Raw genomic sequence first — 12,843 nt, 5'->3', positions numbered from 1 at the left:
GCCAGCAAATGCTATTGGCGGAAGTCCGCAGCTTCGGCGCTGTCATTCAGGTGTGCTGCGCCGTGCTAAAGGATGATGATTAGCGGAACCAGCGGGACCGACGCGTTTCCACGACCGACTGGCTGTGGTGCTCTTCCCCTCGACCGTTTCTTGAACCGGCCTGAGGAGAGTTAGCAACCTTTGAGTTGTTGCCTCATCCAGCAGCCCGCGTCTCAGCCGATCAGCTGCCCTTGTCGGCGGTGCACTCGTGGCACGCCGCAATCGCTCTTCACAGACGAAAATGCAGCCGTATCGAGCGACTAGCGTCTCCAATTCGAAGGCTGCTTTCGCGCTCAGGGTTCACCTGACCTGTCAGGATAATCCGGCCAGTTCAGAGTCAAATGTTCCTCTTCAGCTCTGTGGCTCGCCAATTTCTATTGCGTGCCCATCCGGATCGTAGAAACGGAAGACCCTCTGTCCCCACGCTTGTTTTTCTACGGGGTGGATCAACTCCACATGCGGCGCGATCTTTTCAAAGGCGGCATCGACATCGCCATCTTCAAAATACAAGAGCCAGTTTCTTCGCCCATAGGATTGGGCTCCCTCACGCGTCCGGCGCCAGACCGTTTGTTCAAGCGATCGTCCCTCATGGATTGCAAAGCCGGTTTCGAAAAGGACGAAATTTCCGGCGTCCTCGATAATTTTCAGACCGAGCAGCTTGTTGTAGAATTCTTTCGACCGATCGATGTCGCGAACGAAAGGAATAGGATTGATAAAACGCATCTTTTCCTCTCGATAGGCTCAAATTCATTGCCGCAACGCACTGACCAAAGCGTGTTCCGCATGAGCTTTTGCAACTTGGCACAATAGGAGGTTTCGCGAATGCCGCAACGGCCGATCCTGACGCCGGGCTGTCCCAGCGGTCCATTTTCGCAGTGGCGGCCACTCGCTTCCTTCCTGAGACCTGATAATGCGACTTCGGGTTTGTAGGATGCTGCCGTGAAGCTTAGATAAGGTGGACCTGCGCCATCTCACAACGAGTTATCCCATGACATTGCCCTTCAACCCTTATCAGGAAATCTCGTCCATCGCGGCGCGCCATACATCCGGGGAGGGCGAGTTCGCGACGGCCATTGGCAACCTCTTCCTGAGCCGCCGTTCAAAGCCGGCGGGACCCTTTCACTCGGCCTACCGACCGTGCGTCGCCATGGTGCTGCAGGGCGCAAAGAGCGTCAGGCTCGGGACGGAAACGCTGAACTACGGCACCGGCGACTATCTTTTGACGTCACTTGACCTTCCGGTCGCGTGGCGCGTCACGGAGGCAAGCCCGGACGCGCCCCATCTGTGCTTTGCAATGGCGATCGATGCCGAAAGGGTTGCTGCGCTTCTGCGCCGCGTCGATATCCCGCGTCCAGCGGCGCACACCGAGGGGCTGCGGGGCATGGCGGTCAACGCCGCGCCGCCGGAACTGCTGGAGGCGGCCGTGCGGCTGGTGCGCCTGCTCGACCGTCCAAATGATATCGCTGCCATGGCACCGCTGATCGAGCAGGAAATCCTCTATCGCGTGCTGACCGGGCCCGTCGGCCCACACCTCTTGAACATTGCGCTCGCAGAAAGCCAGAGCAACAGGATTGCCCGCGCCGTGGGATGGCTCAGGGAAAATTATGCAAGACCCTTAAGGATTGAAGCGCTCGCCGAGCTTGTTGGCATGAGCGTCTCGTCGTTCCATCATCATTTCAAATCCGTCACCGCGCTGACGCCGGTGCAATTCCAGAAGCAGCTCCGCCTGCACGAGGCGCGTCGCTTGATGCTGATCGAGCGGCTGGATGCCGGAATGGCCGGGCATCGCGTCGGATATCAAAGCCCGTCGCAGTTCAGCCGGGAATACAGCCGTCTCTACGGCATCTCGCCTGCGCGCGACGTCGAGGCAGAGCGCTCGGCGACCGCTGCCGAATAGAGCGGCCGGCTGCAGTAAATTTTTGCTTCGTTCTCGCCCCCTCTTGACGGGCGAGAACGACTGCGCAATAAGCATCCACGAACCGTACCGTACGGTACGTATTTTGGGAGCGCATATCGTGTCTGTCGAAACCTTGGAGCCCAGCGAATTTTCGCCCCGTCAGAACGCCGTTCTGGAGCAGGCGCTGCAACTCCTTGTCGATGGCGGGGAGAAGGCGCTGACGACGTCGGGCGTCGCACGCGCTGCCAACTGCTCCAAGGAAAGCCTCTACAAATGGTTCGGTGACCGCGATGGCCTGCTGTCGGCGATGATTGCCTATCAGGCCAGCAAGGTGCGCACGTTCGAGCGCAACGGCGAACGGCTGACGGCGACGAGTCTGCATGACCATGTCGTCCTCTTCGCACGCGACCTGCTGGAGGTTCTGGCCGGCGATGTTTCGCTGGCGCTAAACAGGCTGGCGATCGGCCAGTCGCATCGCGACGGCTCGAAGCTCGGCAAGCTGCTTCTGGAGCGCGGCCGCCGCCAGATCGACCGCCGCGCCATGGCGCTGATCGATGCGGGGAAGCGGGCAGGGCTGCTGCGCTTTTATGATGCCGACGAGGCCTATCACACGCTTTACGGCCTGATCGTCTCTGACCTGCATGTGCGCATGCTGCTCGGCGAGCCAGGTCTCAAGGATACCGCGCGGCAGGCGGAGAAGGCGGTGACTGCTTTCCTCCGGCTCTACGGCACGGAGAAGGTTTTAGCGGAAATGCCGGCGCTGAGCTGAGTTCCGCTGTTTTACACATCAACACGACAAGCAAAAGGGAAGGAACTTCAAATGCGCGTCTATTACGATCGTGATGCCGATCTCAATCTCATCAAGTCCAAGAAGGTCGCCGTCATTGGCTACGGTTCGCAGGGCCGCGCCCACGCGCTGAACCTGAAGGACAGCGGCGCCGGCAATGTCGTCATCGCGCTCAAGGCTGGTTCGCCGACCGTCAAGAAGGCCGAAGCCGACGGCTTTAAGGTCATGACGGTTGCAGAAGCCGCCAAGTGGGCCGACCTGATGATGATGGCGACGCCTGATGAGCTGCAGGCCGACATCTACAAGTCGGAAATCGCTGCCAACATCCGCGACGGCGCCGCCATCGCTTTCGCACACGGCCTCAACGTCCACTTCGGCCTCATCGAGCCGAAGGCTTCTGTTGACGTCGTCATGATCGCGCCGAAGGGCCCGGGCCATACGGTTCGCGGCGAATACCAGAAGGGCGGCGGCGTTCCCTGCCTCGTTGCCGTTCACCAGAACGCGTCCGGCAATGCGCTTGAACTCGCTCTTTCCTACGCCTGCGGCGTCGGCGGCGGCCGTTCGGGCATCATCGAGACCAACTTCCGCGAAGAGTGCGAAACCGACCTCTTCGGCGAACAGGTCGTCCTATGCGGCGGTCTCGTCGAGCTCATCCGCGCTGGTTTCGAAACGCTGGTCGAAGCTGGCTACGCTCCGGAAATGGCGTATTTCGAGTGCCTGCACGAAGTGAAGCTGATCGTCGACCTGATCTATGAAGGCGGCATCGCCAACATGAACTACTCGATCTCGAACACGGCCGAGTGGGGCGAATATGTCACCGGCCCGCGCATCATCACCGAAGAAACCAAGGCCGAAATGAAGCGCGTCCTCAAAGACATCCAGACGGGCAAGTTCACGTCGGAGTGGATGCAGGAATACCGCGCCGGCGGCTCGCGCTTCAAGGGCATCCGTCGCGTCAACGACTCGCACCAGATCGAAGAAGTCGGCGCGAAGCTCCGCGGCATGATGCCGTGGATCGGCAAGAACAAGCTGGTCGACAAGAGCGTGAACTAAGCGTGTCTTGACTGCCGGAATTGGAAGGGCCGGGGCGGAAGCTCCGGCCCTTGCATTATTGTGCTCGCAGGTGAAGCCAGCGCGTCGGCTTGTTGTCGTAACCGCTACCATCGGCTTCATCGATGGTGATGTTCCGCCAGCCGCCGGCCATCAGCAATTCGGACAAACAGGCCGCGGAAAGGTAGTTGTAATACCGGCCGAAGCTATCGTGTCCCTCTGCCGTCCCCGCCTTGAAACTTGCATGGAGCGCGCCGCCATCCTTCAGCGCCTGGCGGATACGGGCTAGTACAGCGGGCAAGTCCTTTCGCGGCACATGCAGCAGGCTGGCCTCGGCCCAGATGCCGTCGAATTCGTCCTTGGCTTCCAACTCCTCGAAGCGCATCACCTTGACGGGCTTGCCGATCAGTTTTTCAGCTTGCTTGGCCAGTTCCACCGAGCCATCCGTCGCCATCACGTCGAAGCCTTTGGAGAGCATATAGGCACTATCTTGTCCACCGCCGCAGCCGAGTTCGAGGATGCGGGCGCCGGAAGGTAGGGCGGAGAGAAAGGCGTCGAGCCGCGCTGTCGGCAGCTCGCGGTTCCGCGAGGCATAGACCTCGGCATTTTCGTCATAGAATGAGGGTGTCATCAAGCTTTCTCGAAGTAGACGGTACGCTCCAAATCTTTGAAGCGAGCGTCCAGCGTTAAAATATCGGCATCGTGAAGCTCTGCCGTCGCATAGACGATAGCGTCGGCCATGGCCAACTTGTGAGAGGCCGAGAGGGCAGTCAAGATCCGCTCGATTTCCTTTGTCTCGCTATTCCTGTGCCTGCAGCTTTCGAATACAAGACCTGAAACTTGTCACCGTGACAAGAAAATAGGTCAGTATTATTGACATAAATGCCGCTGCGTGGTCTGGTTGCGGCTATAGAAAATATGAGGAAATGCCCATGTTGAATTGGGAGAATATGTTTGCGACGCGATCCTCGCGCATGCGTGCATCGGAAATCCGCGAGCTGCTGAAGCTTCTTGACCAGCCGGACATCATTTCGTTTGCCGGCGGAATTCCGGATCCGGCGCTGTTTCCCGACAAGGAATTCCAGGCGGCCTATGCCGATATTTTCAATAGTGCGGCAGTCAGCTCGGCGCTGCAGTATTCGGTGAGCGAAGGTTACAAGCCGCTGCGCGAATGGCTGGTGAAGCAGATGGCGGCGCTCGACATCTTTTGTGAGCTCGACAATGTCTTCATCGTTTCGGGTTCGCAGCAGGGCCTCGATTATCTTGGCAAGCTCTTCCTGTCGCCGAAGGATACGGCGCTCGTCGCCTGGCCGACCTATCTCGGCGCGTTGCAGGCCTTCAATGCATACGAGCCGTCTTACGATCAGTTGACGCCGAACGGCAACCGGACGCCGGATTCCTACCGCGCCACCGCCGCCCAGAACGGCGGCAAGGTGAAGTTCGCCTATCTCTCGGCGGACTTCTCGAACCCGACCGGCGAGACCGTCGATCGCGCGGGCCGTGAAAATGTACTCGAACTTGCGGAAGAACTCGATATCGCCGTTATCGAAGATGCCGCCTATCAGTCCCTGCGTTATGACGGCGAGCCTATCCCGCCAATCCTGGCGCTGGAGATCGCCAAGAAGCGGCATATCGACAACACGCGCACGATCTATTGCGGTAGCTTCTCGAAGACGCTTGCGCCCGGCCTTCGCGTCGGTTTCGTCGTCGCCAACGCGCCGGTTATCCGTAAGCTGGTGCTGATGAAGCAGGCCGCTGACCTGCATTCCTCGACGATCAACCAGATGGCGATCACGAAGGTCGCCGAGCGCGGCTTCGATGCGCAGGTCGCAAAGATCAAGGCGGCCTACAGCCACCGCCGCGACGCGATGCTGGCCGCACTTGCCAAGCATATGCCAGCCGGTATCACCTGGACGAAACCGGAAGGCGGCATGTTCATCTGGATCACGCTGCCGAAGGGCATGGACGGTGCGGCGCTGCTTGCAAAATCGATAGAGACCGCAAAGGTCGCCTTCGTTCCCGGCAGGGCCTTCTTTGCCGACGGCTCGGGTGAAAACACGATCCGCGTCAGTTTCTCCTGCGCCAACGACGTCATGATCGAGGAAGGCATCGGCCGCCTCGGCAAGTTGATCGCAAAGGAAATCGGCAGCTGAGCGCCGCCGATCCCTTAGAAGCCTATTTCTTCAGGTGCGGGGCGAACAATTCCATGTCCGCCTCACTCAGGCGGTCGCTCGCCGTATTGAGCTGGTGCCAATAGGGATAGATGACCGGCGGCAGGCTGACGTCGTCGAGGCGCCTGCGCTCCTCCTCGGTCAGCTTCAGTTCGGCAGCGGCGAGGTTGTCCTTGAACTGCGCTTCGGTGCGTCCCCCGATGATGACGGAAGTCACGGCCTTTCGGCCGATCAGCCAGGCAAGCGCCACCTGCGCGGCCGATACACTGCGGCTCTCGGCGATCGCCACCAGCGTCTCGACGATATTCCAGAGGCGGTTTTCGTCGCGGATCGGTGGTTCGGTCCATCCGGCGAACTGACGGGTGCCTTCCGGTGCGGCCTGATTGCGGCGATGCTTGCCGGAGAGGAGACCACCTGCCAGCGGGCTCCAGACGAGAACCCCGAGCCCCTGATCGATGCTGACGGGCAGCAGCTCGTATTCGGCGTCGCGGGCTTCGAGCGTATAATGGATCTGCTGGCTGACGAAGCGCTGGCGCTTGTCCCTTTCGCTAATGCCGAGCGCCTTCATGATGTGCCAGCCTGAAAAGTTCGAGCAGCCGACATAGCGGACCTTGCCCTGGTGCACGAGCGTATCGAGGGCCTCCATGGTTTCTTCGAGCGGCGTCTGGCCGTCCCATTCGTGAAGCTGATAGAGATCGATGACATCGGTTTTCATGCGCTTGAGGCTTGCCTCGCAAGCCGCGATCAGGTGCTGGCGCGACGAGCCCGCATCGTTCGGGCCGTCGCCCATCGGGAAGCGCGCCTTAGTCGCGATCAGCACGCCGTTCTTGCGCTTGCCGCCAAGGACTTCGCCAAGAATTTCCTCCGAGACGCCGGCCGAATAGACATCGGCGGTGTCGATCAGGTTGACGCCCGCATCGAGGCACAGATCGACGAGGCGGCGGGCTTCGGAAACGCCGAGATCGCCGACCATCTTCGCCCAGCCCTTGCCGCCGAAGGTCATCGTGCCCATCGTCACGGTCGAAATCTTGAGGCCCGAGCGGCCAAGTAGGCGATATTCCATTGCTCATCTCCCAAATTCAAAATCAAAAAAAGAAACGCGGGTTAGAAAATAGCGGGGTACCGTCGTGGTCAAGTGCGGCTCGCGCCAGTATTCGCGGAGGCCCATGGCCGACTGTCACAATCATGTTATTCGGCCTCTCTATGGAACCGTCATGTTCATCATGAGGGAATTGCCATGAAAAAGGTCTCCATCTTTGCCGCATTGCTGGCTGCCGGTCTCGTTTCCGTTTCGGCTGAGGCTACCAATCTCGTGCTTTATACCAGCCAGCCGAACGAGGACGCGCAGGCGACGGTCGATGGCTTCATGGCCGCAAATCCGGACGTCAAGGTCGACTGGGTGCGCGACGGCACGCCGAAGATCATGGCGAAGTTGCAGGCCGAGATCGAAGCCGGCAACCCAGTTGCCGACGTGTTGCTGATCGCCGATACGGTGACGCTGGAGCGCCTCAAGGAGGCCGGCAAGCTGCTCGCCTACAAGTCGCCGGAAGCCGCAAGCTACGACGCCGCATTGTACGATGCTGACGGCCACTACTATTCCACGAAGCTGATCACCACCGGCATCATGTACAATACCTCGGCCTCGATGAAGCCGGCGAGCTGGAAGGATCTGACGAAACCCGAAGCCAAGGGCCTCCTTGCCATGCCGAGCCCGCTGACCTCGGGTGCCGCGCTCATCCACGCCCAGACGCTGGCTTCAGTCGATGACCTCGGCTGGGACTACTACAAGGCGCTTGCCGCTAACGGTGCCATTCCTGCCGGCGGCAACGGCGCAGTCCTGAAGTCGGTCGCCTCGGGCGAAAAGGCCTATGGCATGGTCGTCGACTATATGCCGATCCGCGAGAAGGCAAAGGGTGCACCCGTCGAGTTCGTCTTCCCGCAAGAGGGTGTTTCGGCCGTGACCGAGCCGGTCGGCATTCTAGCAAGCACCAAGAACGCCGAAGCGGCGAAAAAATTCGTCGACTACGTGCTGTCCGAAAAGGGTCAGGAAGGCTTCCTGAAGCTCGGCTATATTCCAGCTCGCAACGGTATGAAGCTGCCGGAAGGCTTCCCTGCACGCGACAGCATCAAGGTGCTGCCGATCAAGGCTGGCGAAGCGCTGAAGAATACCGATCAGGATCTGAAGACCTTCTCGGGCATTTATGGATCGAACTGATCACTACCGGATACCCGATGCAGGGATATGTTCGTGCAGGAAGCAGCCAGCCGGCCTGGTTGTTTCCTCTCATCATTCTGGTGGTTCTGATCCTCAGCGTGCTGCCGCTGGCGCGGCTTGCCGTTGCAGGCATCGCCGCGTTGGCACATGGCGGTGTGTCTGCCGTGCTTGCCGATCCCGCACTCTGGTCGGCCACCTACTACACGATCGTCACCGCCATCCTCGGCACGCTGATTTCACTCGTCATCGGCTGCGCCTTTGCATTTCTGCTGACACTGACTGATATTCGCGGGAAGGGGCTGTTGAGCTTCCTCTTCGTGCTGCCGATGATGATCCCGCCGCAGGTGACGGCTCTCGCCTGGGTGCAGATGTCCGGCCCGTCGAGCCCGCTTCTCAAAGCGCTGCATATCGCGCCGTCGCTCGGCTCCCCGCAACCGCTTTATTCGGTCGGCGGTATTGCGCTGCTCTATGGCGTGCAGCACGCGCCGCTCGTCTACCTGGCTCTGAGGTCCGGGCTGATGGCGCTGCCGCGCGACGGGGTCGAGGCCGCGCGCCTTTCCGGCGCATCCAGCTTTCGCGTTTTTCGCAATATCATCCTGCCACTGTCGCTGCCCGGCGTCATCGCGGGTGCGGCGATCTCGTTTGTCTCCTGCACCGGCAATTTCGGCATCCCGGCGATCCTCGGCATTCCTGCCTCGATCTACACTTTACCAACGCTGATCTTCTCGAAATTCTCGGCCTTCACCAGCCGCACATTCGGCGAAGTCGCGCTGCTGTCGGCCATCATCGCGATTATCGCCGTCGCCGGGCTTGCGGTCCAGGATCGGGCCTTGCGCGGCCGAGACTATCGCGTGCTCGGCCTTTCGGGTGCGACTGCCACCTTCGATCTCGGGGGCTGGAAATATCTGTTCGCGCCGCTGATCTGGGTCATCTTGTTCTTCATGCTGGCAGCACCGTTCTTCGCGTTGCTCGCCGGCGCGCTGGTGCCGGCCTATGGCGTGCCACTGACCTTCAAGACCATCTCCTTCAACGCTTTTCATGAAGTCCTCTTTCGCCAGGCGGTGACGCGGACGGCCTTCGTCAATTCGCTTTCTCTTGCGGCCGGAACGGCCATGTGTCTCCTGCTGGTGACAGTACTGTCGGCCTATGCGTTGACGCGGCGCAGAGATGCGGTTTCGCGCGCTGTCTCAGGTCTGATTGAGATACCCTACTCGTTGCCAGGCATCGTCATTGCCGTTTGCTTCATCCTCGTCTTCGCCGCGCCGCTGCCGGTTCTCAACGTCACGTTCTACGGCACGATCTGGATCATCCTGATCGCTTACCTCTCCAGCTTCTTTGCTGTCAGCCTGAAGCCGGTCGTCAGCGCGTTCCATCAGCTCGATCCGGCGCTGGAGGAGGCAGCGAGGCTTTCCGGCGCAGGCTTCTTCCGCCGGCTGAGGGATATCATCGTGCCGCTGATTGCGCCTGCGGCTGGCGCTTCCGTCATCCTCGTCTTTCTAATTGCCTGCAACGAACTGACGATCTCGGCGCTGCTCTGGTCTGCGGGCACCCAGACGCTTGGCGTGGCAATCTACAATCTCGATGACAGCGGCAGTTCGGATCTGGCGTCTGCGCTTTCCGTGCTTATCGTCGTGATGGTCATCGTCATGATGCTGCTTCTGGAATTGCTGGCAAGGCGGCTGCCCAAGGGAGTGGTGCCATGGCGAAGCTGATCCTCAATCATGTCGGTAAGGATTTCGGCACTGGAAAACCAGCGGTGAGCGCGCTTTCACTCGATGTGCGCGAGGGTGGCTTCCTGGCGCTGCTCGGTCCCTCCGGCTGCGGCAAGACGACGGTGTTGCGAATGATTGCGGGTTTCGAGACGCCGACCGATGGCTCGATCCATCTCGGCGAGCGGCTGCTTGCCGACGCCTCGCAATCCCTGCCGCCCGAACGGCGCAACATGGCGATGGTCTTCCAGTCCTACGCGCTCTGGCCGCATATGAATGTGGCAGATAATGTCGGTTATCCGCTGAAGGTGCGCGGCATTGTGGGCGAAGCTTATCGCCGGAAGGTGCGAGACGCCCTTTCGACCGTGCGGCTTGCGGAATACGCCGAGCGGCGTCCGGCCGACCTCTCCGGCGGCCAGCGCCAGCGCGTGGCGCTGGCGCGCTGTCTGGTGACATCGCCAGATGTGGTTCTGCTCGACGAGCCGCTCGCCAATCTCGACCGGCACCTGAAGCAGGAGATGGAAGAGAGTTTCCGCGAGTTTCATATGCGCTCCGGCGCGACCATGATCTATGTGACGCATGATCAGAGTGAGGCCATGGCGCTTGCAACGGACGTCGCGGTGATGTCGGAGGGCCACCTGCTGCAGGTCGCGCCGCCTGCCGAGATTTATGCACGCCCGGAAGGCCGGATGGTCGGCGGATTGATCGGGCGGGGGGCGATCCTGACTATGCGGTCCCCTGGCGGTGATAAGCGAAATTTCGATTGGAATGCGCTGCAGGCCATGATTCTAGATCAACCGGACGACGGGTCGCAGATCGATGTGCTCGTGCGCCCGGAAGACGTCCTGCTCGGCGGCGGGGGCATTCCAGCCACGGTGCAATCGGTTCTCTATGAAGGCGAGCGCTATGCGCTGAGACTGGCCCTGGCGGATGGCCAGATGCTGCGCGCCTTCAGCCGCACGGCGGTGCAGGCGGGCGATGCGCTGAAGATTGCCATCCGTTCGGCATGGAGGCTGTGATTTCGGTCTCGCTGCCTTCCCGAATGCCTCTTTCGTCTTTACAGATGACATAACGCCAACCGGAAATGTTCGATGTCGCTTCGCATTGCCACATTCAACGTCGAAAACCTGATGACGCGTTTCGATTTTACCGGTTTTCGCAACCAACTGCGCCAGGACCGCGTCATCAAGCTTTTTGAGATTCAGAGCGAAGGCGTCTACCAGCAGCTCGAGCAAGCGCGGGTCGTCGCCTCGACCGACGATACCCGACAGATGACGGCGCTTGCGATCGCCGATGCCGATGCGGACATTCTCTGCCTGCAGGAAATCGATAGCATGGGGGCGCTGCAGGCCTTCGAGTACGGTTATCTTTTCCGGATGGTGGGAACCGGCTACCGGCAGAAGTATCTCGTCAAGGGCAATGACAGCCGCGGCATCGATGTCGCGGTCCTCGTACGGGAGGAAACGCACGACGGCCAGAAGATCGAATTGAAGGAGATCAAGAGCCACGCGATGCTCACCTATCGCGAGCTCGATCTGTTCAACGATCAATTGGCGCTCACCAATCGCATCGACGACAAGATCTTCAAGCGCGACTGCCTTGAACTCGATCTCTCGATCGGCGGCGTGCCGCTGACGCTTTATGTCGTGCATTTCAAGTCGATGGATGGGCCGCGCACCAACGGCGTCAACAGTCGGCAGGCAACGATGCCTGTCCGCCGGGCGGAGGCGCTGGCCGTGCGCCGGATTGTCGAGAGCCGTTTCGGCGCCGGACATACCGCCAGGAAGAATTTCGTGATTTGCGGCGACATGAACGACTACCAGGAGCGCGTCAACGTCATCGGCGTGCGTCGCAGCGGATACCGTTTCGAACACACGGACGAAACCGAAAGCGCGCTCGACGTGTTCAGTCATGACGGCTTTGCCGAGAATGTCGCGCGCCGCCGCGATCCGCTCGACCGCTGGACGCTCTATCACGCGCGGGGACCGGAAGAGCAATGGCTTTGCCAGCTCGACTATCTCTGGCTCTCGCCGGCGCTTGCGAAAGCGAACACCGGCCGGGTGCCGGAGATCATCCGCAACGGTCAGCCCTTCCGCACTATCTTTCCGCCCGGCCAGGGAGTCGAGCGCTATCCGCGCACCGGCTGGGATCGGCCGAAAGCCTCCGACCATTGCCCCGTCGTCATGACACTGGATTTGACATGAGTCTTGCATTTTCAGATGATCTTACCGGCTGGCCGCCGGAGAAGACTGTTTTTCCTGTCACCTCCATCGACCTTCGCGTGCTGGCGGGCGAGCATCCTTATCATCTGCAGAATGCTGCACTCGCGAGCGAGAACTGGAAGCGCGAGATATCGGCCAAACCGGAGCTTTTCGATGGTCGTATGGTGTTTCAGCATCAGCTTGCGTTGAACGATGGCGGCATTGCGGGCAGGGGTCACATCATTCCCTTCTCCACCTTCCTGTGGTGGCGTAAGCAGGCCGAACGCCGCGGCGGCATCCACCTTTTTGCCTTCGGCATCATGGTCTCGTCAGATGGCGCGATCATCGCCGTGCGCATGGGCGCGCATACGGCAAATGCCGGTCAGGTCTATTGCGCCGCTGGCTCGCTGGACCTCGACGATATCGCCGGCGGCCGTTGCGACGTCGATAGCAATATGCGCCGCGAAGTGCTCGAGGAGACAGGCATGGAACTTCGCAATGCAACGCCGGATACCACTTACTACGCCAGCCATTTCCGCCGCACGGTCACCGTGTTCCGGCTGTTCCGTTTCGGCCTGGCTGCGGACGAAATGATCGAGCGGATCGCGGCCCATATGCTTGTTGCCGAGGACAAGGAAATCGCCGGAGCAGTTGCGATCCGTTCTGCTGATCACTCCGCCTATCCCTATAACGTCGCCATGCTTCCGATCATCGATTGGTATTTCGCTAATACAAACGAGGGCTAATATCTTGCACTCGTTTCGCCGGTCGGGC

12 protein-coding genes and 1 pseudogene are annotated in these 12,843 nt (G+C 60.3%); 9 read left to right on the top strand and 4 right to left on the bottom strand.

Annotation, left to right across the window (positions count from 1 at the left end; translation table 11 throughout):
• Positions 1-390 precede the first annotated feature (390 nt).
• Positions 391-762: a VOC family protein gene (locus RGR602_RS11910; RefSeq protein ID WP_039845278.1), complete on the bottom strand. Its 372-nt coding sequence runs from the start codon at positions 760-762 to the stop codon at positions 391-393.
• Between the two features lie 265 nt (positions 763-1,027).
• On the opposite strand from RGR602_RS11910, the gene RGR602_RS11905 reads away from it, so the two are divergent.
• The 3 genes from RGR602_RS11905 (at position 1,028) to ilvC (ending at position 3,776) form a co-directional block, all read left to right on the top strand.
• Positions 1,028-1,936 (top strand): AraC family transcriptional regulator, encoded by a 909-nt coding sequence (locus RGR602_RS11905; RefSeq protein WP_039845277.1) that lies wholly within the window; start codon positions 1,028-1,030, stop codon positions 1,934-1,936.
• 103 nt (positions 1,937-2,039) lie between these two features.
• Positions 2,040-2,705: a TetR/AcrR family transcriptional regulator gene (locus tag RGR602_RS11900; protein WP_170250983.1), complete on the top strand. Its 666-nt coding sequence runs from the start codon at positions 2,040-2,042 to the stop codon at positions 2,703-2,705.
• Between the two features lie 51 nt (positions 2,706-2,756).
• Complete coding sequence (ilvC, locus tag RGR602_RS11895) at positions 2,757-3,776, top strand: ketol-acid reductoisomerase (RefSeq protein WP_022714456.1); 1,020 nt, start codon at positions 2,757-2,759, stop codon at positions 3,774-3,776.
• Between the two features lie 55 nt (positions 3,777-3,831).
• Here ilvC and RGR602_RS11890 read toward each other — a convergent pair whose 3' ends face one another.
• Positions 3,832-4,404, bottom strand: a complete 573-nt coding sequence (locus RGR602_RS11890; RefSeq protein WP_039845275.1) for a class I SAM-dependent methyltransferase — start codon at positions 4,402-4,404, stop codon at positions 3,832-3,834.
• Positions 4,404-4,535, bottom strand: a pseudogene (locus tag RGR602_RS11885) (PIN domain-containing protein); the annotation flags it as partial. The gene RGR602_RS11890 and the pseudogene RGR602_RS11885, both read right to left, overlap by 1 nt.
• A 170-nt stretch (positions 4,536-4,705) precedes the next feature.
• Here RGR602_RS11885 and RGR602_RS11880 point away from each other — a divergent pair.
• A complete protein-coding gene (locus RGR602_RS11880) occupies positions 4,706-5,926 on the top strand; it encodes an aminotransferase-like domain-containing protein (RefSeq protein ID WP_039845273.1) in 1,221 nt (406 codons plus the stop codon).
• Between the two features lie 22 nt (positions 5,927-5,948).
• Here the strand turns inward: RGR602_RS11880 and RGR602_RS11875 are convergent, their stop codons facing one another.
• On the bottom strand, positions 5,949-7,007 hold the full coding sequence (locus tag RGR602_RS11875) for an aldo/keto reductase (protein ID WP_039845272.1): 1,059 nt from the start codon (positions 7,005-7,007) through the stop codon (positions 5,949-5,951).
• 174 nt (positions 7,008-7,181) lie between these two features.
• Between RGR602_RS11875 and RGR602_RS11870 the strand changes: the two genes are divergently transcribed.
• From RGR602_RS11870 to RGR602_RS11850, 5 genes are all read left to right on the top strand, one after another.
• Positions 7,182-8,159, top strand: coding sequence for an ABC transporter substrate-binding protein (locus tag RGR602_RS11870; protein ID WP_039845271.1), 978 nt, complete (start codon positions 7,182-7,184; stop codon positions 8,157-8,159).
• A 17-nt stretch (positions 8,160-8,176) separates the two neighbouring features.
• Positions 8,177-9,871: an ABC transporter permease gene (locus tag RGR602_RS11865; RefSeq protein WP_039845270.1), complete on the top strand. Its 1,695-nt coding sequence runs from the start codon at positions 8,177-8,179 to the stop codon at positions 9,869-9,871.
• Positions 9,859-10,887, top strand: coding sequence for an ABC transporter ATP-binding protein (locus tag RGR602_RS11860; protein ID WP_039845269.1), 1,029 nt, complete (start codon positions 9,859-9,861; stop codon positions 10,885-10,887). The genes RGR602_RS11865 and RGR602_RS11860 overlap by 13 nt, the downstream gene beginning before the upstream one ends.
• Before the next feature lie 72 nt (positions 10,888-10,959).
• Positions 10,960-12,072 (top strand): endonuclease/exonuclease/phosphatase family protein, encoded by a 1,113-nt coding sequence (locus RGR602_RS11855; RefSeq protein WP_039845268.1) that lies wholly within the window; start codon positions 10,960-10,962, stop codon positions 12,070-12,072.
• Entirely contained in the window at positions 12,069-12,815 is a 747-nt protein-coding gene (locus RGR602_RS11850; protein WP_039845267.1) for a hypothetical protein, read from the top strand. The genes RGR602_RS11855 and RGR602_RS11850 overlap by 4 nt, the downstream gene beginning before the upstream one ends.
• The last annotated feature ends 28 nt before the right edge of the window (positions 12,816-12,843 follow it).

It is taken from the genome of Rhizobium gallicum bv. gallicum R602sp (genome assembly GCF_000816845.1).
GTDB classification, from domain to species: domain Bacteria; phylum Pseudomonadota; class Alphaproteobacteria; order Rhizobiales; family Rhizobiaceae; genus Rhizobium; species Rhizobium gallicum.
Note: the sequence above shows the minus strand (reverse complement) of the source record. Positions and strands in the feature narration are given on the sequence as shown.

Coding starts and splice junctions, on each gene's coding strand:
- RGR602_RS11910 (WP_039845278.1), bottom strand. CDS start 762: ATGCGTTTTATCAATCCTATTCCTTTCGTTCGCGACATCGATCGGTCG.
- RGR602_RS11905 (WP_039845277.1), top strand. CDS start 1,028: ATGACATTGCCCTTCAACCCTTATCAGGAAATCTCGTCCATCGCGGCG.
- ilvC (WP_022714456.1), top strand. CDS start 2,757: ATGCGCGTCTATTACGATCGTGATGCCGATCTCAATCTCATCAAGTCC.
- RGR602_RS11890 (WP_039845275.1), bottom strand. CDS start 4,404: ATGACACCCTCATTCTATGACGAAAATGCCGAGGTCTATGCCTCGCGG.
- RGR602_RS11880 (WP_039845273.1), top strand. CDS start 4,706: ATGTTGAATTGGGAGAATATGTTTGCGACGCGATCCTCGCGCATGCGT.
- RGR602_RS11875 (WP_039845272.1), bottom strand. CDS start 7,007: ATGGAATATCGCCTACTTGGCCGCTCGGGCCTCAAGATTTCGACCGTG.
- RGR602_RS11870 (WP_039845271.1), top strand. CDS start 7,182: ATGAAAAAGGTCTCCATCTTTGCCGCATTGCTGGCTGCCGGTCTCGTT.
- RGR602_RS11865 (WP_039845270.1), top strand. CDS start 8,177: ATGCAGGGATATGTTCGTGCAGGAAGCAGCCAGCCGGCCTGGTTGTTT.
- RGR602_RS11860 (WP_039845269.1), top strand. CDS start 9,859: ATGGCGAAGCTGATCCTCAATCATGTCGGTAAGGATTTCGGCACTGGA.
- RGR602_RS11855 (WP_039845268.1), top strand. CDS start 10,960: ATGTCGCTTCGCATTGCCACATTCAACGTCGAAAACCTGATGACGCGT.
- RGR602_RS11850 (WP_039845267.1), top strand. CDS start 12,069: ATGAGTCTTGCATTTTCAGATGATCTTACCGGCTGGCCGCCGGAGAAG.